15 protein-coding genes are annotated in these 20,430 nt (G+C 59.8%); 7 read left to right on the top strand and 8 right to left on the bottom strand.

What is annotated here, in order from left to right; translation table 11 throughout:
• The first annotated feature begins 22 nt into the window (after positions 1–22).
• Both FNU79_RS11975 and aroA read left to right on the top strand, forming a co-directional pair.
• Complete coding sequence (locus FNU79_RS11975; protein WP_225430040.1) at positions 23–607, top strand: DUF1572 family protein; 585 nt, start codon at positions 23–25, stop codon at positions 605–607.
• A gap of 52 nt (positions 608–659) precedes the next feature.
• Positions 660–2,018 (top strand): 3-phosphoshikimate 1-carboxyvinyltransferase, encoded by a 1,359-nt coding sequence (gene aroA, locus FNU79_RS11970; RefSeq protein WP_143721067.1) that lies wholly within the window; start codon positions 660–662, stop codon positions 2,016–2,018.
• Positions 2,019–2,035: 17 nt separating this feature from the next.
• Here the strand turns inward: aroA and glmM are convergent, their stop codons facing one another.
• From glmM to FNU79_RS11955, 3 genes are all read right to left on the bottom strand, one after another.
• Positions 2,036–3,361, bottom strand: coding sequence for a phosphoglucosamine mutase (glmM, locus tag FNU79_RS11965; protein WP_143721066.1), 1,326 nt, complete (start codon positions 3,359–3,361; stop codon positions 2,036–2,038).
• Positions 3,362–3,477: 116 nt separating this feature from the next.
• Positions 3,478–7,038, bottom strand: a complete 3,561-nt coding sequence (locus FNU79_RS11960; protein WP_143721065.1) for a hypothetical protein — start codon at positions 7,036–7,038, stop codon at positions 3,478–3,480.
• A gap of 397 nt (positions 7,039–7,435) precedes the next feature.
• The gene (locus FNU79_RS11955; RefSeq protein WP_143721064.1) at positions 7,436–8,719 is read right to left on the bottom strand and encodes a replication-associated recombination protein A; all 1,284 of its coding nucleotides are present in this window, start codon (positions 8,717–8,719) and stop codon (positions 7,436–7,438) included.
• Positions 8,720–8,781: 62 nt separating this feature from the next.
• On the opposite strand from FNU79_RS11955, the gene FNU79_RS11950 reads away from it, so the two are divergent.
• Both FNU79_RS11950 and FNU79_RS11945 read left to right on the top strand, forming a co-directional pair.
• Positions 8,782–9,960, top strand: a complete 1,179-nt coding sequence (locus tag FNU79_RS11950) for a DUF885 domain-containing protein (protein WP_143721063.1) — start codon at positions 8,782–8,784, stop codon at positions 9,958–9,960.
• An 83-nt stretch (positions 9,961–10,043) separates the two neighbouring features.
• Positions 10,044–10,937, top strand: coding sequence for a 1,4-dihydroxy-6-naphthoate synthase (locus FNU79_RS11945; RefSeq protein WP_143721062.1), 894 nt, complete (start codon positions 10,044–10,046; stop codon positions 10,935–10,937).
• A 122-nt stretch (positions 10,938–11,059) separates the two neighbouring features.
• Here FNU79_RS11945 and FNU79_RS11940 read toward each other — a convergent pair whose 3' ends face one another.
• The 4 genes from FNU79_RS11940 to acnA all read right to left on the bottom strand — a co-directional run bounded on the left by FNU79_RS11940 (position 11,060) and on the right by acnA (position 15,355).
• Positions 11,060–11,410 (bottom strand): type II toxin-antitoxin system PemK/MazF family toxin, encoded by a 351-nt coding sequence (locus FNU79_RS11940; protein ID WP_143721061.1) that lies wholly within the window; start codon positions 11,408–11,410, stop codon positions 11,060–11,062.
• Complete coding sequence (locus tag FNU79_RS11935) at positions 11,407–11,655, bottom strand: hypothetical protein (RefSeq protein WP_143721060.1); 249 nt, start codon at positions 11,653–11,655, stop codon at positions 11,407–11,409. Before FNU79_RS11935 ends, FNU79_RS11940 begins: the two co-directional genes overlap by 4 nt.
• Positions 11,656–11,776: 121 nt before the next feature.
• On the bottom strand, positions 11,777–12,574 hold the full coding sequence (locus FNU79_RS11930; RefSeq protein WP_143721059.1) for a DUF3825 domain-containing protein: 798 nt from the start codon (positions 12,572–12,574) through the stop codon (positions 11,777–11,779).
• A gap of 69 nt (positions 12,575–12,643) precedes the next feature.
• On the bottom strand, positions 12,644–15,355 hold the full coding sequence (acnA, locus tag FNU79_RS11925; RefSeq protein ID WP_143721058.1) for an aconitate hydratase AcnA: 2,712 nt from the start codon (positions 15,353–15,355) through the stop codon (positions 12,644–12,646).
• Positions 15,356–15,637: 282 nt separating this feature from the next.
• Between acnA and FNU79_RS11920 the strand changes: the two genes are divergently transcribed.
• Both FNU79_RS11920 and FNU79_RS11910 read left to right on the top strand, forming a co-directional pair.
• Positions 15,638–17,596, top strand: a complete 1,959-nt coding sequence (locus FNU79_RS11920) for a heavy metal translocating P-type ATPase (protein WP_185974696.1) — start codon at positions 15,638–15,640, stop codon at positions 17,594–17,596.
• 153 nt (positions 17,597–17,749) lie between these two features.
• Positions 17,750–18,052 carry a hypothetical protein gene (locus FNU79_RS11910; protein ID WP_143721057.1) on the top strand — a complete coding sequence of 101 codons (303 nt, stop codon included), beginning with the start codon at positions 17,750–17,752 and terminating at the stop codon, positions 18,050–18,052.
• Positions 18,053–18,194: 142 nt separating this feature from the next.
• On the opposite strand, the gene FNU79_RS11905 is transcribed toward FNU79_RS11910, so the two are convergent.
• Positions 18,195–18,737, bottom strand: a complete 543-nt coding sequence (locus FNU79_RS11905; protein ID WP_225430039.1) for a hypothetical protein — start codon at positions 18,735–18,737, stop codon at positions 18,195–18,197.
• Between the two features lie 99 nt (positions 18,738–18,836).
• Here FNU79_RS11905 and FNU79_RS11900 point away from each other — a divergent pair, with 99 nt between their 5' ends.
• Positions 18,837–20,234, top strand: coding sequence for an acyl-CoA dehydrogenase family protein (locus FNU79_RS11900; protein WP_185974695.1), 1,398 nt, complete (start codon positions 18,837–18,839; stop codon positions 20,232–20,234).
• Positions 20,235–20,430: the final 196 nt, after the last annotated feature.

Here is a 20,430-nt window from a genome sequence, read left to right as displayed (position 1 = left end):
TACGGGCCGCTACACTGAACAGGTGAGCCAATCCGACGCCGACTTGCCACTCGCCGAACTCTATCTGACTGATCTGCGTATCCGAATGCGCGGCCTCAAAACGCTGGGCGAAGGAGCCCTACGGCAGCTCGGCGACAATGACTGGCACATAGCTTTGGTCGAAGAAGGCAATTCTGCCGCCGTGTTGGTGCAGCATCTCAGCGGCAATATGCACTCGCGCTGGGCAGCGCTCCGCAGCGGCTACCGCGAAGGGCAAGACGGTGAAAGCGCTGGGCGCAACCGCGACGCCGAATTCGAAGAGAGGACGCTGAGCGCTCCCGAACTTTGGACGCTTTGGAACGCAGGCTGGGCCGCTTTTTTGGACGCCGTCGACCACCTCTCCCCCACCGACTTGATGCGCCCGCTCACCATTCGCGGCGAGGCCCACACGGTCTTGGAAGCCTGTCAGCGGCAAGTCGCGCATTACAGCGGCCACGTCTACCAACTGATCTTCCTGACCAAAACCCTGTGCGGCGCGGGCTGGCAAACCCTATCGGTGGCGCGGGGCCAGTCGGCGGCCTTCAATGCGGCCATGTTCAGCAAAGAGGAGCGGCAAAAGCCCACTTGAACGTCTGCTCAAGCCGCCCAGCCCTGCGCCGCTCAAACGCTACCCTGAAGCCATGACTGCCCCCCTGCCCCACGCCCACGCTGACGGAATGCCCGACACCTTCGACGTGCTGGTGCATCCGGCCTCCGAACTGCGCGGCACCCTCAGCGCCCAACCCAGCAAAAATTACACCACCCGCTACCTGTTGGCCGCCGCCCTGACCGACAGCACCACCAACGGCCCGGTACGCGTCATCGGCGTGGCCACCAGTGAGGACGCTGCCGCCATGTTGCGCTGCCTCGCTGACTGGGGCGCGGGCATAGAACTCGTCGGCGACGACGCCGTGATTCGCGGTTTCGGCGCACATCCCAAAGCGGGCGTGACCCTCAACCCCGGCAACGCGGGCGCAGTGGCCCGTTTCCTGATGGGCGCGGCAGCGCTGACCAGCCACACCACCTTTGTCACCGATTACCCCGACTCGCTGGGCAAGCGGCCCCAGGGCGATTTGCTCGAAGCCCTGGCCCGTTTGGGCGCGGGGGTCAGCAGCGACGCGGGCAAACTGCCTATCACCATCAGCGGCCCGGTGCGCGGCGGGATGGTAGAGGTCAGTGCCGAGCGCAGCAGCCAGTACGCTTCAGCGCTGATGTTTCTGGCTCCCCTGCTGCCCAGCGGCCTAGACTTGAAACTGACCGGCGACATCAAGAGCCGCGCCCCGCTGCGCCAGACCCTAGATACTTTGGCGGCCTACGGCATTCAGGCGTCGGCCAGCCCCGACCTCAGCCGCATCCGCATCGCGGGCAACCAGCCTTACCGCGCCGAGCGGGTCATGGTGCCAGGCGATTATCCGGGATCGGCAGCGATTTTAGTGGCGGCGGCGATTTTGCCTGGCGAAGTGCGGCTGAGCAATTTGCGCGAGCAAGACTTGCAAGGCGAGAAAGAGGCGGTGGCCGTGCTGCGCGAAATGGGCGCGGATATCGAGCGTTCAGGCGACACCCTGACGGTGCGCGGCGGACAACCCCTGAGTGCCGTAACCCGCGACGGAGACGGCTTCACTGACGCAGTACAGGCTCTGAGCGCCGCTGCCGCTTTTGCGGGCGGCACCACCACTTGGGAAAATGTCTTTACCCTGCGCCTCAAAGAATGCGACCGTATCTCGGACACCCGCCGCGAGCTGGAAAAACTGGGCCTGAGTGTCAGCGAAACCGAAAACAGCCTCAGCATCAGCGGCGCAGCGTCGCTGGCGGGCGGCATCACCGTCAACGGGCACGGCGACCACCGGATGATTATGCTGCTGACCTTGCTGGGCCTCCGCGCCGAGAAGCCCCTGCGAATTACCGGAGCGCACCACATCCGCAAAAGCTATCCGCAGTTCTTCAAGCACTTGGAGGAGCTGGGGGCGAAGTTTGAGTACCTCAAAACGGACACGAAATAGAGGATTGCAGACTCAGCTCAATCCCCGATCCCCTCGATCACGCTGACTAGGTGGCGGGCCAATTCATGAATCTCCTCGGCGTCTTGGCCTTCCACCATCACCCGCACCAGGCTTTCAGTGCCGCTGGGCCGCAAGTTGACTCGGCCCCGGCCCGAAAGCTGCACTTCAGCGGCCCGCACAGCGGCTTGCACCTGTGGATCACGGCTGATGGCCTGCTTGTCCTTGACGCGCACATTCAGCAGCGTCTGAGGAAACATCACCAGCTCGTCGTGAAGGGCGTCTAAGGTGGTGCCGAGCTGCCGCATGGCCTTGAGGGTCAGCAGCGCACTCAGCACTCCGTCTCCGGTGGGCGAAACATCGAGGAACAGAATATGGCCGCTTTGCTCGCCGCCGAGGTGCAGCCCTTTGGCCTGCATCCGCTCATGCACGTAGCGGTCGCCCACGGCGGTGCGCTCGAGGGCCACGCCGCTTTCTTGCAACATCACTTCCAGCGCCATATTGCTCATGATGGTGGTCACGACGCTGCGCTCCCCTCTGGCACGCGCCGCCAGCAGCAGCATGTGGTCACCGTGAACCTCATTTCCGCGTGAATCCACGAACAAACAACGGTCAGCGTCCCCGTCAAAGGCCACGCCCAGATCGTAAGCCCCACTCTGAACCAACTGCTTGAGGTGGGCCAGGTGGGTGCTGCCGCAGTTGTGGTTGATGTTGCGCCCGTCGGGGTTGGTATACACCGCAAACACGTCCGCGCCCGCCGCTTGAAAAATGCGCGGGGCAATCCGGTACGCTGCGCCGTTGGCACAGTCCATGGCGATTCGCAGGCCCGATAAATCCGGCGCTTGCGAGCGCAAAAAGCTGGCATACAGCCGTTCGGCCTCGGTGTAGTTGGTGACACTGCCCATCTCCACGCCAGTCACGGGCGATAAGCCTTCAAGCTGGCTCATCTGAGCTTCCATCTGGGCTTCCAGAGCGTCGCTGAGCTTTTCCCCGGTGGCTCCAAAAAATTTGATGCCGTTGTCCTGGTACGGGTTGTGCGAGGCGCTGATGACCACGCCCGCGTCGGCTTGCAGCTCGCGGGTCAGGTAGCTCACGCCCGGAGTGGGAAGCACGCCGAGGTGGGTCACATTGACGCCTCGGCTGGTCAGTCCAGCGGCAAGGGCGGCTTCCAACATGTCACCGCTCTGGCGAGTGTCTTTGCCGATAACTACGCTGGCACGCGGGTTGCGGGCACGCAGCACCTCGCCTGCCGCCGCGCCAAGCTCCATGACCCATAAGGGCGTTAAGGGAAATTCACCGGCTACGGCACGTACTCCGTCGGTGCCAAAGAATTGACGTTGATTCATGAGTGCCATGATAGCGGACGCTCACTCAAAGACTCTCAGCTCGCCGAGACCATACTGAAGGCACAAAAAAACCCCCAATGAAGGGGGCTTTGAAAAAGAGCGGAGCTGAAGTGGGTTTAGCGGCCCGTCTTCTCGCCGTAGAAGTTGTAAGCACCAGCGGTATCAGTGACGATACCGGTGATCTCGTCATATACGGCTTTGAGGGGAACCTGGTTCGCATCAGTAGGATCATTGATCCCATCAACGTTGAGGTAGCTGTAGGTGCTGCTATCGTAACCGCGCGTCCAGAACAAGTTATTCAGCAGATCGCTGTTGACCTTGTAGAACTGATTAGCGGTGCTCAGGTCACCCAGCTTGAGCCAAGGGGCCGCAGTGGGGATACTGTTAGGATTCAAAACCGTGACTGGGGTGGTCGAGGCGGAGTTATCGTTGGCGAAGAAACCGTCGTTCAGGTTACGCGAGTCAGCGCGAATCTGGAACAGATTGCTGTCGAACACGATAGCCTGACTACCGTTCTGGCGCACCAAGCTGGGATCACCGAGCTGGAAGGTATTGATCGTCGCGGTAGAGGGCTTGGAGTTCAGGTAGGTCAGTACCTTGCCCCAGTCGGTACGGTCATAACCGCCGAACCCAGTAACGCTGTTGAGCTTGTCATAACCGGTGCTCGTACCACCACTGGTCGTGACGATAAAGCCGTTATTGGTGGCCGTGCCGTTGACCGCCAACGACAACACTGCGTCTTCGCTCGGCAAGGTCTGGCCGGGGAGAGGGAAGATCAGAGGCTTACCCGCGTCAGCAAGGGTGGTGTTGTTGGTATTGACTGGCGTGATGAAGCGGCCAGAGTTGAGGCCCAGGTTGGCGGCGCGGTCAAAGCGGTAGCCGTCCGACAGACCCAGAGAAGGGATGTTGAAGGGAATGGGCAGGCCCACGCCACCGCCGAAGCCACCGGTGTTGGTGTTGGTGCTCCGGGGAATAACCTGCACGCCGCGCGTCAGTACCGTAGCGTTACCGGCACGGTCAACCACCACAACGTTGATGTTCATGGGCTGGATACCCTGATCGCTTACGGCGGGGTACAGCGCGTTCCAAGTGGCATTGTTGCCCACACCCTGCTGACTGCCGTCGCCAGCTGTCAGTTCAAGGCCCTTGTATACGCGCTGGATCTCAACCGGAGCGCCAACGAAGCCATTGTCGCGGCTGCGATTTGCTTGCTCGCGCCCAATGTTGCTCTTGGTGGTGTAGTCATTCCAGAAGAGGAGGTTGGCATAGACACCCGAGGTTGCATCGCTCGCCAGGGTTTCAATGCTCTGGGGCGAGCCGCTCTCGACGACACCAGTCGCAGTGAAGCGGTTGAAGGTGACCGTAGGGTCGGTGTTGTCGATAATGACACTGGCCGGAGCGCAGTTGAGAGGCAGGTTACCCAGCGCGTCGGTGAACGAGTTGTAATTGACCGTATGAGCGCCATCACCAATCGGGTTAGTGTCGAAGCTGGTCGGCGGGATGGTGATGCTGTTGAGCAAGCCGTTCACAGTCTGAGCACCATTGGTACCAACAGCAATCTTCAGGCTGCCGATATCCACGTGGAACGGCATACCGAGGTCAAAGCCGATGCCTACATCCGTGATCTTACCAGCGTCAGGACCCAAATCCTTGCCACCGATAGCAGCAACGTCACTGATGTACTTGTAGGGATTGGTCGAGGGGAAGGGCAAGGGGGAAACGTCACGTACGGCAATGTTGCTCACGTTGGGACCAACATTGTCGAAGGTGACAACTTGGTACTCGGGGCTGGCCGCTTCGTTGCCAATCTGGTCACGGGTCAACGCGTAAAGGCGGTATTTACCTTCAGCAGCGATGGTTGTGGCTGGATCTGCAGTGATGCTGCCAGCGATCGAGGGAGTGGTGGTTGGTGCACCCGCCGTGCAAGTCGTGGACTTGGTGCTGTTGAAGATCGTGCGGAAGTCTTTTGCCTCGCCGATAGCGAGCTGGGGCGCACTGGCGATGACGCCGAGGTTGCCGGCTTTGAAGGCAAAACGAATCGTTTTAGCCAGACGCACGCCGTCGCTGTCACGCAGGCCGGGAGTCACATCAACCAGTGCCGAAGGCACCAAGAAGTAGCGAATGCTCTCGAAGCCCGAAGGACGCAACTGGGCAACGGTGCTGGTGACCGGTGCGCGACCAAACGGCTGATCCTGAAGGTCGCGGTTGGTGGTGAAGACGTCGATCTTGCCGCGAGCAAAGTTGTTGTTCTGAATGCCACGGAAGTTGCGGATGACATTCGAACCGGCTTGCTTGGCACCCTCGAAATCGGGGCGGGCAGGCTGAGGCGCAGTGTTATCGGCCACAACGCGGCGGAAGAACACCTGGGTGCTGTTGACGCGAACGACCAACCACTCCGGCACGGCCTGGAATTCGCCGAGCTTGGTGCTGTCAAAAGAGGTGGTCACAGTCCTAGCCGTACCGGCAGGGTTGACATCAACATTGAGGACATCAGCGGCCTGAATGTCGTCGTTGGTGGGCACGTCGGTTCCGGTGGTGCGGGCCAAGAGGACTTCCACCTTGGTGGTGCCAGCTGAGGCAGCGTAGTTGACATTTACAGTGCCCTTGACGTAAGTGTAGACGTCAGAGCTGGGGTTGGCGCCCGTCGAGAGACCCTGGCCAATATCGCGCCAGCCGTTGTTGGTGAAGACGCGGGCCGTGATGTCGGTGGCGTCGTTCTTGCTGTCGTCAACCGTACCGTCCGCACCCAGGATGATCTGCTGGGCCGGGTCGAACTGGATCGCGCCAGTGGTCGGGTTGGTGTTGGAGGGAGTAACGTTGACCACGACGCTGTCGCTCACCGCAGCGTTGTTGGCGTCTTTGCCCGACACCGTGATGATGGCAGGGCCGGCAACGTCAGGAAGGGTGATGCTGCAGAGACCGCCGCTCGCTGCGACGTTAGCGTTCACGTTCACACCGTTTACGGTGCAGACAACTCCGGTCAGAGTGCCGGTGACGGCAAAGGTCACCTGAGTTGAGCCGAACGGCACAGTCGCGCCGTTGGCGGGGCTGCTGATCTTGATGCTTCCCAGGGCCGCAGGCGTGCCTACTGCCGTGTAGGTCAGCTTCGCAGTGGCGTCACCGCTGGTCAGGTTGGCCGCCACGCTACCAGTAGGAGCGGTAAAGTTAGCCACATCGCCCGCAATGATGGTGTAAGCATCTTTGGGGAGAGTGATTTTCTCGTTATCGGTAACGACAACGTTGTTGTAACCTGCCACCACAGCGCCCTTGGAATCCTTGATGGTCACGGGGGCTTTAGTCACACCTTCCAAGTCAATGGTCAGAACCGCACTGGTCACCGGCACGACGATAGGACCAGCGTTCTTGGTGCTGGTAAATGTCACAGTCTTGACGCTGGTGGTCAGGTCAACCGACTGGCTGGTCGGGGCGAAGGTATAACCAGTCACAGTAGGTGCAGTGACAGTGTAGGTGCCCTTCTTAAGGTTCGCAGAACCTGTACCGCCAGCAACGTTGATGGTGGTGGTCTCTGTACCTGAAGCGGTAAAGCTACCTGACGACAAATCGCCAGTCAGTTTGACTGTGAGATCGTATGAGCTGACCGTAGGCGTGCTGCCTTGTGAGCAAGATGCCAGAGCAATGATACCGGTGAGGGCCAAAAGGCCAAACTTTTTCTTCATGCTTTCCTCCAGTGGAAAGGGCGGCTTCTCATTGTTGCTCTGTTCGTGCCGAGTGCGTTTGTACGTGAGGAGAGGTTGGAAGCAGTTGCCGAGTTTCCTACTTCTTTCCATATCCCGGTGTACTCACTCACTCCACATCTCCGGCAAGAATGTGAATCCTTAGGAGAGTATAGGCAGGAGGATAGGCAGTGTCAACACAAAAAAACTCGCCGTAGCACGGAATTGAGGCCTACGCAGCTCATGAGATACGAGCAGAAATAGACGTTTGGCGGATAAGAAAGGGCGTCGCCTTCGGTAAAAACATGTCCCAGCTCTAGAGAGCCGTAGCCGCGCCAATCCATCTGAGAGTCACCTGGCCCGCGTATCATAAGCAGATAAAGAATAGTCCAAGCTAATCTCATGTTCTGTCTAGGGCTTCTCCATGTGCTTCCCGCAGCTTGCGCCAGCGCTCGGCCATTCTGTTTTCCCAACCTTCACCATTGGGGCTATACAAGTTCAGCTCTACGCCGTGTGGCAAATAGTTCTGAGCAAAGCTGCCCGACGGATCGTCAAAGTAGTAAGCATAGCTTTGCCCGTAGCCTTGTGAGCGCATCAGAGCGGTGGGGGCGTTACGAAGGTGCAGCGGAACGGCCAAGCTCTCGCCTTCCCGAACGGCGCTCAGAGCGGCTTTCCAAGCCGTATAGACGCTATTGCTTTTGGGAGCCAGCGCCAAATACACCACCGCCTGCGCCAGTGCCAAATCACCCTCGGGGCTGCCCAGAAACTCGGCAGTGTCGCGGGCAGCGACGGCCAAGCGCAGGGCTTGTGGATCAGCGAGGCCGATATCTTCGGCAGCCATCCGCACAATCCTGCGGGCCACGTACAGGGAGTCAGCGCCGCCTTCGATCATGCGGGCCAGCCAGTAAAGCGAGGCGTCTACGTGGCTGGCCCGCACCGATTTGTGCAGCGCTGAAATCAAGTTGTAGAAATCTTCGCCGCCCTTGTCCATCTGCGGCAAGTGGCGGCCAAACGCCTCAGTGACGGCCTCCGGCGTGATCGGTTCGGCCAGCGTGGAAGCCACTTCCAAAGTGCTGAGCGCCCGGCGAGCGTCGCCGTCAGCGAGGCGGGCCAGCAAGTCCAGCGCTTCGGGCTCGGCGGTGACGTTGGGCAGGCCACGCGCATCGCTGAGCGCCCGTTCCAGCAGGCCGCGCACGTCTTCAGGCGTCAGCGCTTCCAGCACCAGCGTTCTGGCGCGCGAGCGCAGAGCCGGATTGACTTCAAAGCTGGGGTTTTCGGTGGTCGCGCCAATGAGGGTCAGCAGACCGGATTCGACGTGCGGCAGCAGGGCGTCTTGCTGGGCCTTGTTAAAGCGGTGAATTTCGTCGAGGAAAAGAATGGTCTTTTGGCCGCGCCCACGCAGCCGCTCGGCCTCCACGGTGGCCTCGCGCACATCCTTGACGCCTGCCGAGACAGCGGAAAGAGCTATGAAATGCGCGTCCACTTCTGCGGCCATGAGACGGGCCAAAGTGGTTTTGCCGACGCCGGGTGGCCCCCAGAGAATGAAGGAACCCAGCCGCTTGGAAGCCAGGGTGCGGGTCAGCGGTTTGCCTGGGCCGAGCAAATGGCGCTGGCCGACGACTTCCGCGAGGGTGCGTGGGCGCAGACGCTCAGCGAGGGGAGCGGGCGGATCAAACAGCGTCATCCATGAATGGTAAAGGAGCCTGCGCTGCTCAAAAGGAGTTAAAGGAAGGCTATCTTTTGCTTATGACTTCTCTACAACCTGACGACCTCGCCCGCCGCTACATTCGACTGGCCCATCATCTGGACGCCCACTCGCCCAGTTTTATTGACGGGTACGGCGGCCCCGCCGAGTTGGCAGACCGCACGCTGCGTCCGGTTGCCGAAGTGAAAGCCGAGTTGGAAGCGCTGCAAGACGACGTTCAGAACGAGCCCGACGCCACGCGCCGCACTTTTTTAGAAGCCCAGACGCGGGCCATGCACACCCTTGCCCGGATCTTGGGCGGCGAGAAGTTGCCTTACGAAAAAGAAGTGCGCGGCTTATACGGTATTGACCCCGTACGGGCCGATCTGAGCGAGTTGGACGCCGCTTTGAGGGAACTCGACGCCGCCTTGCCGGGTACGGGCCGCCTCAGTGAGCGCGAAGAAGCAGTGCGGGCGCGGGTGACGGTTGAACCTGAGAACCTGCTGCGGGTGGCCGAGCCGATTGTGACGGAGTTGCGGCGGCGCACCCAGCAGCAACTCGGCTTGCCGGACGGTGAAAACTTCAGCATTGGCCTGGTCAACAACCAGCCCTGGGGCGGATACAACTGGCCGCTCGGCAACTTGCAAAGCCGAATTGACATCAATACTGACTTGGCGGTAGCGCTGACCAGCTTGCCGGATTTGATGGCCCACGAAGGCTATCCGGGCCACCACACCGAACACGCCACCAAGGAAGCCGAACTGGTGCGCGGGCGCGGTTGGTTCGAACACAGCATTCAACTGATCAACGCGCCGGAATGCGTCGTCAGCGAGGGAATCGCCATGAACGCCCTCACCGCCGTGATGAGTGAGCAAGAAGTCGGCGAGTGGCTGACGGGAGAACTGGCCAGTGTGGCTGGGCTTGAGCCGGAAGCGGTGCAGGCGGCTCTCCATCTGGCGCGGCTCAAGGAAAAATTCAGCAGTGTTTCCGGTCACGCGGCGATGATGCTGCATCAAGACGGAGCGAGCCAGCGCGAGGTTTTGGACTTTTTTCAGCACTACGGCGCAACCGAGGAGCGGGCGCAAAAGAGCTTTGATTTTATTGCCCAGCCGACTTTTCGGGCCTACATCTTTACTTACAGCGTGGGTAGTGGGCTGGTGCGCCAAGCGGTGGAACGCGGCGCGGTGACGTTCAGAGAGCTGCTGAGAGAACCGAAGACGCCGAGTGACTTGCGAGTTTAGAGCGGGTTTGGTGCTTGGACGCTCACTCACGACTGCTCCTCTCCATCCCATTTGCCCTCCCCCACTCGGCGTACTTTAAAGCCATGACTTCTGCTTCCACCGACCCCGCCGCGCTCGACCTCGGCTACTCGTTTTGCCCCAACGACACTTTTATCTTTTATGCTCTCTCGCACGGAAAAGTGCCGACGCCTGCGCCCGTGCGCGAAGTGCTGGAGGACGTGCAGACGCTCAATGACTGGGCGGTGGCGAGCCGCTTGCCGATCACCAAAATCAGCTATCGCGCTTACTTTGAAGTGATGCACGATTACGTGGCTCTCCGCAGCGGCGGAGCGCTGGGACGCGGCGTGGGGCCGCTGGTGGTGGCGCGGGAGGAGTTGGGCGACCTCAACGGCAAAACGGTGCTGTCGCCCGGAGCGCTGACCACCGCCGAGTTGCTGCTCAAAATCGTTTACCCCGAGGTCAAGGTGGTGCGGGTGCGCTACGACGAGGTGATGCCCGCTGTAGAACGGGGTGAGCTGAACGGGCAAGCGGTGGACGCGGGCCTGATCATTCACGAATCGCGCTTTACCTATCATCAGCACGGCCTGACCAAGTTGTTGGACTTGGGCGCGTGGTGGGAAAATGAAACCGGCTTGCCGCTGCCACTCGGCGCAATTTTGGTGCGGCGCGACTTGCTGCCTGAAACCCAGTGGGCGCTGAATCAAGCGGTCAAAGCCAGCCTCGAATACGCTTACCAGCATCCGCAGGAACCCAAAGCCTACATCCGCCAGCACGCCCTGGAAATGGCCGACGAAGTCATGCAGGCGCACATCGATTTGTATGTCAACGACTTCAGCTTGGATGTGGGCGACGAAGGCACGCAGGCAGTCACAGAGCTGCACAGGCGGGCAGTCGCAGCGGGGGCGGTGAAGGCGTGCGACTTGCCTTTGTTCGTGGAGCCTGCCGAAGCTGAGGCCCAAGCAGATACGACACCCTGATTGATCAGGCCGCCCTCAAAGCGAGCGCTGGCGTTTGAGTGACCCTCAACGCCAAACATTTCAAGCGGTGAGGGCCGGATATCACGGGGCTGATGCGTGCGCCGAAGTGAGGTACGCCGTATCTAAAATTCAATCCCCAGCGCCAGCAACACGCCCGCTTCTACTTGCTTGATCTGCGCTTCCGGTACTTCACCCAAACACTGCTCCAACTTGTTGCGGTCAAGGGTGGTGAGTTGGTGACAAAGCGCCACCGAGTTGAGCGCCAGCCCGCCCATGCCAGCGGGCAGTGCCACATTAGTTGGGCCTCGCCCTGCCTGTGTCTGAGAACTGGAAATAGGCACCACCATAATGCTTTGCCAGCGTTCGTTTCGCAAAAAGTTGTCGCGCATCAGCACCAGCACGGGCCGTCTGCCGCGTTGTTCGCTGCCGCTGCGGGGTTCCAGAACCGCTTGCCAGATTTCGCCGCGTTTCATGGTTCCTGACTGAGCAAGAGTTCAACGCCTGCCACTTCCAGTTCGGTGTCCAGATCAAAAGCTGTACCTGCATATTCGGCAATGTAGGCGTCCAGCTCGGCATTGAGGGCGGCTTGGTGCTGCTCGGCCAGAAAATGCTCAACGGCTTCGCGGGCAAGTTGGGTTGCTGTGGTGCCGTTTGCCTGTGCCGCTTGCATCAATCGGGCGTGCAGCGGTTCACTGAGCGGGAGATGGATGTGCTTCATGCCAGTAGTTTATGCCAGTCGAAAGAGAGCAGGAGGGCTGAGCCTTACTTTGCCTGACCCCACCGCCCCCGCACCTCTAGCCCCCCGCAAAAGCTGAGGCTTGGGCATTTGATCAGGAAAATTAAGGGTTCAACCAATCACGATCTGGTTTAGCTATGAGGCGTGCATTGTTATAAGCCATTTCCATAGTAAATATAGTACGTACCTTGTATATATCACCAACACGATCTGTAACAAATGCTATATCTGGTTTCTCACCGTTCAAAAGATAGCCGGGAAGTAGTAGGTCTATTTTACCCCTGTACCAAATCGGAATCGCTATTTTATAATTTCTCTTAACCATTTTTTGAGCTTTTTGTATTGCGCTGTTCATTAAAGCTATACTGACAAATTGGTTTTCTCTGATTGTGTCTGGAAGGCGATCTTTATTGTCTTCGTATATATGCTCATGACTAATCTCAACTCGAAGCTCAGAGTCATATATCAGACTCGCGAGATTAGTAATATAGTGCGCTATTTCAGGGAGCGGTCTAAATGAATCAAGCAGGTCGGAGTAAGAATCACAGAATCTGTAGAATATCCAATCTTCTGAATTAAGTTTGTCATTCATCCTGAAAACTGCATATATATCCTGTTCTTTTTCTGTCTGTAGGCCAGTATTAAAGCAAGCCATCTGTTCATCGGGTGATATTTTGACCAATTCGAGCTCTTTCAAACGCCTAAATGTATGATCTAAATAATTTTTCAGTATGGGAAAGTCGCCCTTGTAGGGCATAGAAGGAAGATTCCACTGCTCCTTCTGAGCCATATTAGCAAGATACCTAAAGGGCGCGTCGTAATCTTGATCCTTATGTGGAAAAAAAGCAAAGGCGGTCTCCTTATTCTGTTCTTTAGATAGCGTGAAAAGCGATTCATGCATATGATCTCCAAATATGGGCTAACCAAGTCGGTTAGCCCATATTGTAAAAAATTGATTATGACTGAATGCTTACGCTTGTGCGGTTTCGCCTTTCTTCAAAATGCTCCGCAGCACGGTTTGCAGGATGCCACCGTTTTTGTAGTAATCCACTTCAACGGGCGTATCGATCCGGCACTGCACCACGATGTCGCGGCTGATGCCCTTCAAATCGGTGACGGTCACGGTCACGTCCTCGCGGGGCTTGAGGGTCGCGGGCAGGTGGAAGTGGAACATTTCCTCACCCGTAATACCCAGCGAGTCGGCGGTGTCGCCATTTTTGTACATCAGAGGCAAGACGCCCATGCCAACGAGGTTGCTGCGGTGAATGCGCTCAAAGCTCTCGGCAATCACGGCCTTGACGCCCAGCAAGAAAGTGCCCTTGGCGGCCCAGTCGCGGCTGCTGCCCATGCCGTAGTCCTTGCCCGCCAGCACCACCAGCGGCACGCCCGCAGCTTTGTAAGCCACCGAAGCGTCGTAAATGCTGGTCACTTCGCCGTTCAGGAAGTTGGTGGTAAAGCCGCCCTCGGTGCCGGGCGCGAGCTGGTTCTTGAGGCGGATGTTGGCGAAGGTGCCGCGCGTCATGATGCGGTCGTTGCCGCGCCGTGAGCCGTAGGAGTTGAAATCCTTTTGGGTCACGCCGTTGTCGATCAGGTACTTGCCGGCAGGCGAGGACGCGCCGAAGCTTCCAGCGGGGCTGATGTGGTCGGTGGTCACCGAGTCCGACACCTTCACCAGCACGCGGGCGCTGGCAATGTCGCTGACTTCCTTCACGCCGTCAGCCAAGTTCTCAAAGAACGGCGGGTTCTGGATGTAGGTGCTGTCCTCGTTCCAGTTGTACAGGTCGCCGCCCGACACCGGAATGGCGTTCCACTGGGCGTTGCTCTGCTCGATGCCGTCATAGATCTTCTTGAACATCTCGGCGTTGATGGCCACGTCCATGACTTGCTGAATCTCGGCGTTGCTGGGCCAGAGGTCTTTGAGGTAGACCGGATAGCCGTCTTTGCTGGTGCCGATCACGCCTGTGGCAAGGTCGATGTCCACCGTTCCGGCCAGCGCGTAGGCCACCACCAGGGGCGGTGAAGCGAGGTAGTTGGCACGGATGTCAGGGTTGATGCGCCCTTCAAAGTTGCGGTTGCCCGACAGCACCGAGGCGGCCACCAGATTGCCTTCCTTGATGGCGTCCACGGTGGCTTCCGGCAGCGGGCCGGAGTTGCCGATGCAGGTCGTGCAGCCGTAGCCGACGGTGTTGAAGCCGATCTGGTCGAGGTAGGTTTGCAGGCCCGCCGCTTCCAGGTACTCGGTCACCACACGCGAGCCCGGAGCCAGCGAGGTCTTGACCCAGGGCTTGCTGTCCAGTCCCAACTCCACAGCTTTTTTGGCAACAAGGCCCGCCGCGATCAGCACGCTGGGGTTGGAGGTGTTGGTGCAAGAAGTAATCGCTGCCAGCACCACCGAGCCGTGCCCAATCTGGTAGCCGGTGCCAGTGATGGTGCCTTTTGCGCCCAAAGTCTCGGCGGGCAGCTCAAAGCCCCGCTGCTTGATGGGAGCCAGCAATGCCTCGCCAAAGACAGGCTGCATGTCGGTCAGCGCCACGCGGTCTTGCGGGCGCTTGGGGCCGGACAGGCTGGGTACCACGCTGCTGAGATCCAGCTCGATCATGCTGCTGAACACCGGGTCAGGCGTTTCGTCGGTGCGGAAGAGGCCCTGAGCCTTGCAGTAAGTTTCCACCAATTCCACTTCGTCGGGTAGGCGTCCGGTGCGGCGCAGGTAGCGCAGGGCTTCCTCGTCCACCGGGAAAAAGCCCATGGTCGCGCCGTATTCGGGAGCCATGTTGGCAATCGTGGCCCGGTCAGGCAGCGTCATGTTGCTCAGGCCCGCGCCGTAGAACTCCACGAACTTGCCGACCACTCCAGCTTTACGCAGCATCTCGGTGACGGTCAGAGCAATGTCCGTGGCGGTGACGCCTTCTACCGGCTTGCCGCTCACCTTAAAGCCGACCACTTCCGGCATCAGCATGTAAATCGGCTGGCCCAGCATCACCGCTTCGGCCTCGATCCCGCCGACGCCCCAGCCGACAATCCCGATACCGTTGATCATGGTGGTGTGCGAATCGGTGCCGACAAGGGAATCCGGGTAGACGACAATGCCGTCGTCTTCGGGGCGGCTCTGCACGCCTTTGGCGAGGTATTCCAAGTTGACTTGGTGAACGATGCCCGAAGCGGGCGGCACCACGCCGAAGTTGTCGAAGGCCTGCTGGCCCCAACGCAGGAACTCGTAGCGCTCGTTGTTGCGCTCAAATTCCAGCGCCATGTTGTGAAGCAGGGCCAAGTCGGTGCCGTACTCGTCGACCTGCACGCTGTGGTCAATCACCAAGTCCACCGGAATCAGCGGGTTGATCTTTTTGGGATCGCCGCCCAAGCTGACCATCGCGGTCCGCATAGCGGCCAAGTCCACCACCGCAGGCACGCCAGTAAAATCCTGCAAAATCACGCGGGCAGGCTTGAATGGGATTTCAATTTCCGCGTTGACCGGCTTCCAACCCGCGACGTTCAGCACGTCTTCTTGACGCACGTCATAGTCGTTGGCTTCGCGCAGCACGCTTTCGAGCAGCACTTTGACTGAGAAGGGCAGCTTGTCTACGTCATAGCCGCGCTGTTTGAGGGTATCTAACTTGTAGTAGTAGACCTTGCCGCCTTCACCTTCACTCAAGACTGCGCGTGCGCCGAATAGGTTCTGTGCCATTTGCGTTCCTCCTTGCCCAGTGGGCGAATGGCTTCATTATAGGTCAACACGGCGGTTTTCCGGGCGTCACCCGCGCAGTCACGGGATTCAAGTCAGTAACTACTCTAGGGACAACACAAGCAAATGTGGGACTCGACTATGGAGCGGGCCTGTGTTCCGCTCTCCCCCGCTCTCTATCCTGACTTTTCCGCTCAGGATGGAGCGTTGAGTTTGGGAAGGCAGGCGAGTAGAGTTGGCTTATTGGGAATCGTTTCTATTAGGGATTCTCTGATAGGAGGCTCCATGACCACCCCCAACACCGCGACACCAAACCGTTTTGCCGCGCCGGCACGTCAACCCCGCTTCAACCTCTCGCCCGAACTGCGCTTTGCCGTCATGATGACCGGCCTGACCTTGGTGGGCCTGCTGGTGGGCGCGGCGGGGCAGTACCTTCTCAAGCAGCCCGTCATCATGTGGGTCGGCTACGTCGTCGCCTACTTGGCCGGAGGCATTCCCGCCGGGCGTGAGGCGCTGCACAGCTTGTTCGTGGAAAAAAAGCTGGACGTGGACTTACTGATGGTGGTGGCCGCTCTGGGCGCGGCGAGTATCGGGCAGGCGGCGGACGGCGCGATTTTGCTGTTCTTGTTTAGCCTCAGCAACACTCTCCAGGACTGGGCGATGGGCCGCACCAAGCACGCCATCAGCGCCCTGATGGACCTGAACCCGGCGGGAGCCACCCTGCGCCGTGACGGACGCGAGCGTTGGTGCGAACTGGGAGACATTCAAATTGGCGACATGCTGATCATCAAACCCGGCGAGCGAATTGCCGCCGACGCCCGCGTGACACTGGGACAGACGGCGGTGGACGAGTCACCCATCACCGGGGAGAGCTTGCCGATTGACAAGGCTGTGGGCGCAGAACTCGCTTCCGGCACGGTCAACCTCAACGGCAGCGTGGAGGCGGAAGTGATTCGCCCGGCGGGAGACAGCACGCTGGCCAAGCTGGTGGCGCTGATGGAGCAGGCCCAGACGGCCAAAAGCCGCACCGAGACCATCACCGAGCGCTGGGAAAGCCCATACGCCACAGCGGTGTTGGTACTGGTGCCGCTGGTGTTCGTGCTGCTGCGCTACGGTTTTAACTTGGGAGTAGACACTTCGTGGTACCGCGCCATGACCTTCATGGTGGTGGCCAGCCCCTGCGCGGTGGTCATCAGCACGCCCGCCGTGATGCTCAGCGCCATGGCGGCGGCAGCACGCGGCGGGGTGCTGTTCAAGAGCAGCGCGGCCATGGACACCCTGGCCCGCGTCAACACCGTCGCCTTCGACAAGACTGGCACCCTGACTCAGGCAAAGATGACGGTGGCCCGCATAGTGGCCGACGACGAGGCGGGGGCACTAGCCCTAGCCGCCGGACTGGAAAGCCACAGCGAACACCCGATTGCACAGGCCGTGGTGACGGCGGCGCGGGCGCAGAACGTCTCGTTCGCCGCTGTCAGGAACGCGCAGGCCATCCCCGGCATGGGCATTGAGGCCGAGCTGGACAGTATTGAACTGGGCGGTGTTGAGCAGGGCAGTGTTGACAAAGTCTGGGCCGGGAACCTCCGCTTGATGGAGCGGGAGGGAGCCAGCTTGACACCCGCTCAGGACGCTGCCCTGCGCGAGCTGAATACCGAAGGCAGCAGCACCGTGATCGTGGGCGTGGGAAGCCGCGTGATAGCCGTGATGGGCGTATCCGACACCCTGCGCCCCGGCATTACTGAGGCCATCGCGGGCCTGCGGGCGGCGGGCGTGGAGCATCAGGTGATGCTGACCGGCGACAAAGCGGAAGTGGCACAGGCCGTGGCCCACCATATCGGCCTGACCGAGTACCGCGCCGAGTTGTTGCCTGAAGACAAACTGCGGATCATGGGCGAGTTGACCGGCCCGCTGGCGATGGTTGGCGACGGCGTGAACGACGCCCCCGCTCTGGCCCGCGCCGATCTGGGTATCGCGGTGGCCAGCGGCACCGACGTAGCCATCGAGAGCGCCGACGTGGTGCTGATGAAAAACGACCTGGGCAAACTGGCAGGCGCAGTCAAACTGGCTAAAGACGCCCGCCGCACCGTGATTCTCAATCTGGCTTTTGCCTTCGGAGTCATTTTGATCATTGCGCCACTGGCAGTGGCCGGACACATTCCCCTTCCGCTGGGCGTGGTCGCGCACGAGGGCGGCACCGTCTTCGTGGTGTTCATGGGGCTGCGGCTGCTGCGTCACCGACTGTGAAGCGCTCTGCTGCAGAAAGCGGGACGTGAAGCAAGCCTCAAGCCCGGCGGGCACGCCCTGAACAGGCGTGAGGTAGGCTGAAATCAACCCAGTTCTTATCCAACAGATCGCCTACAGCACGCCACCGAATTTGAAGTTCAGGAGGAACCGAGCATGGACGAAGGCAAACCCAGCAGCACGCCGCCAGCCAGCACTGCAGAAGCCCGCGAGATGGAGGCCTTGAAAGACAAGACCGTTCCTGCCAGCGACGACAAGGCCTACTGGCAGCAGACCAGCGATGAGGGTGTTCAGGTGAGCAGCCAGACCGCTGCCGATACCCAAGCCGCTGCGCCTGCACCCGGCAGCATTCCCGAAAAGCCCGTGACCTACGGCAGCCTCAAAGACGGGATGACGCCCAGCGGAGCCACCACCGACCCCAAGGGAGACGCAGGCAAGCCTAAGCTGGGCGACAACTGAGCCGTTAGCGCCGCTTTCTTCTGGTTTGAAATCAGCCTGCCCTCTCCACAACCTTGAACGCTCAGTCCCAAAGCAGAAGCTGAGGGGCCGGGCGTTTCTGATTGCACATAGCAAGGTGTCACTCCGACAACGCCGCCCAATTTCACAGACCGCAGGCCCGGTCGAGCAGAAAGCGGATTTCGTCGCGGCCCAGTCGGCGCGTCGCCAGTGGCAGATCGGTGGGCAATACAGCTTTCTCGCCCGGCTTCGGCACAAACTTAAACTCTGGGCGCACGATCAAATCGCGGCTGCGGGTAAACGCCAGCACGAAATTCAGGCGCAGCGTGTAATGGGTGTTGAGCAACTCGCGCAGGGGTAAGTTGTCGCCGCCGAGCAAGGCGATCAGCGCCGGATGTGGGTCCAGGCCGTCTTCCAGCGCTTCCGAGAGCCGCGCTTGATCGAGCAGCAGCGCCGCGCCTTCTAGGGTGTGTCCGGCAATCCGCCTCCGGCAAGCTTTTTCACTGTCGCCGCGCACCAAGCTCACCTCGCGCTCCGCCCGCGACGCCGCTGCCAGATAACGCCAGAATTGACTGAGGCTGCTGTAAGTCGCCAGCCCGAGGTAGCCGGCCGGTTTGCTGAGCAGCGGCTCGGTGGGACGCAATAGACTGGGTAGGGGCGGCGAACTGGGTAGGCGCAGCGAAGTCACCGCCCGATGCTACCGCTCCAGTGGCGCGTTAAGAGTCACTCAATGAGTCAGTATTTCTAGACTCAGTCTAAATATTTCCCCTGAGGCACAATAGAGAGCATGACCAAAGCAGCAGAGCCAGTTCAGGTTGGCACCGTTCAGGGCGGCGATTTGACGCAACTTCTTTCCCAGCTCGATATGAGCAAGCTCGGCGCACTCGCCAGCAAAATTGATCTGGCGGGGCTGCTCAACGCGGCGGCCAAGATGGATGACAAGCAACTTGGCCAGCTCAGCAAAGCGCTGGGCGTGGGCGGCAAGGCACAAGAACACAAGAAGCGCGAATTGCCCGCGCCTGACGGCGATTTCTTCGGCCTGCTGGACACCGTGACCGACGAGCAACGCGGCGTGGCCCTGCAAGTGCGCGAGTTTATGCACGCTGAAGTGGCCCCGATCATGAACGAATACTGGAACCGCGACGAGTTCCCGCGCCAGATGATCGACGCGATGCGGCCGCTGGACTTGCTGAGAAAGGTCTGGAACGAAGACGGTACCCGCAAGGCCGACGCCACTGTCATGGAAGGGCTGATTACTTTGGAAGCCTGCAAGGTAGACGTGTCCACCGCCGTCTTTTTTGGCGTTCACGCTGGGCTGGCGTTCGCTTCGGTGGCGCTGGGCGGCAGCGCCGAGCAAAAAGCCGAGTGGCTTCCCAAGATGCTGGACCTGAAGGCCATCGGCGCTTTTGGTTTAACCGAACCCGAAGGCGGCTCACAGGTCAGCCAGGGCATGCGCACCACCTGCCGCCGCGACGGCGATGCTTGGGTGCTGAGCGGCCAGAAAAAGTGGATCGGCAATTCCACCTTTTCCGACTTCACGGTGATCTGGGCACGCGACGAGGACAGCAACGAAGTGCGCGGCTTTATCGTGCGGGCCGGAACGCCGGGCTACAACGTAGACAAAATTCAGGGCAAAACGGCGCTGAGAATCGTGGAGAACGGTTTGATCACGCTCACGGATTGCCGCGTGCCCGACGCAGACCGCTTGCAAGAAGTCAAAGGCTGGCGCACCACCGCCGACGTGCTGCGGCTGACCCGTGCGGGCGTGGCGTGGCAGGGCGTGGGATGCGCGATGGGCGCGTATGAACTGGCCGTCAAGTACAGTCAAGACCGCCGGCAATTTGGCAAGCGCATCGGCGAATTCCAACTGATTCAAAACCATCTGGTGCACATGCTCGGCAACGTCACCAGCATGTTTACCATGTGCCTGCGCCTTTCATACATGGCCGATCACGATTTGATGCAAGACGAACACGCCGCTCTTTCCAAAGTCTTTACCGCTGCTCGGTGCCGCGAAACAGTAGCGGCAGCCCGCGAAGTCTTTGGCGGCAACGGTATTTTGCTGGAAAACGGCGTGGCCAAGCACTTCGCCGACGCTGAAGCCATTTACAGTTACGAAGGCACCAACGAAATCAATACTTTGGTGGTCGGACGGGCCGTGACGGGGCTGAGCGCGTTCGTCTAAATGAAGTGAATCTGAATTCCGCTTGAGAATGGGTCAGTAACGACTCGCTTTGAGCAGCGCGGCGATAAAGTGGAGCAGTCAGTTCCTCATGTATCGCTGCGCGTTTTTTTCATCTCCACTAAAAACAAGAAAAGAGTCAGGCCTCAAAAAGACCTGAGAATAAAAGTAGATTTGAGTTAATTTTCCCTACCCACTC

The sequence above is a fragment of the Deinococcus detaillensis genome, assembly GCF_007280555.1.
GTDB lineage: Bacteria > Deinococcota > Deinococci > Deinococcales > Deinococcaceae > Deinococcus > Deinococcus detaillensis.
Note: the sequence above shows the minus strand (reverse complement) of the source record. Positions and strands in the feature narration are given on the sequence as shown.

Bases quoted from the DNA above. Each gene is read 5' to 3' on its own strand.
- aroA (WP_143721067.1), top strand. From the start codon at position 660: ATGACTGCCCCCCTGCCCCACGCCCACGCTGACGGAATGCCCGACACC.
- glmM (WP_143721066.1), bottom strand. From the start codon at position 3,361: ATGAATCAACGTCAATTCTTTGGCACCGACGGAGTACGTGCCGTAGCC.
- FNU79_RS11960 (WP_143721065.1), bottom strand. From the start codon at position 7,038: ATGAAGAAAAAGTTTGGCCTTTTGGCCCTCACCGGTATCATTGCTCTG.
- FNU79_RS11955 (WP_143721064.1), bottom strand. From the start codon at position 8,719: ATGACGCTGTTTGATCCGCCCGCTCCCCTCGCTGAGCGTCTGCGCCCA.
- FNU79_RS11950 (WP_143721063.1), top strand. From the start codon at position 8,782: ATGACTTCTCTACAACCTGACGACCTCGCCCGCCGCTACATTCGACTG.
- FNU79_RS11945 (WP_143721062.1), top strand. From the start codon at position 10,044: ATGACTTCTGCTTCCACCGACCCCGCCGCGCTCGACCTCGGCTACTCG.
- FNU79_RS11940 (WP_143721061.1), bottom strand. From the start codon at position 11,410: ATGAAACGCGGCGAAATCTGGCAAGCGGTTCTGGAACCCCGCAGCGGC.
- FNU79_RS11935 (WP_143721060.1), bottom strand. From the start codon at position 11,655: ATGAAGCACATCCATCTCCCGCTCAGTGAACCGCTGCACGCCCGATTG.
- FNU79_RS11930 (WP_143721059.1), bottom strand. From the start codon at position 12,574: ATGCATGAATCGCTTTTCACGCTATCTAAAGAACAGAATAAGGAGACC.
- acnA (WP_143721058.1), bottom strand. From the start codon at position 15,355: ATGGCACAGAACCTATTCGGCGCACGCGCAGTCTTGAGTGAAGGTGAA.
- FNU79_RS11920 (WP_185974696.1), top strand. From the start codon at position 15,638: ATGACCACCCCCAACACCGCGACACCAAACCGTTTTGCCGCGCCGGCA.
- FNU79_RS11910 (WP_143721057.1), top strand. From the start codon at position 17,750: ATGGACGAAGGCAAACCCAGCAGCACGCCGCCAGCCAGCACTGCAGAA.
- FNU79_RS11900 (WP_185974695.1), top strand. From the start codon at position 18,837: ATGACCAAAGCAGCAGAGCCAGTTCAGGTTGGCACCGTTCAGGGCGGC.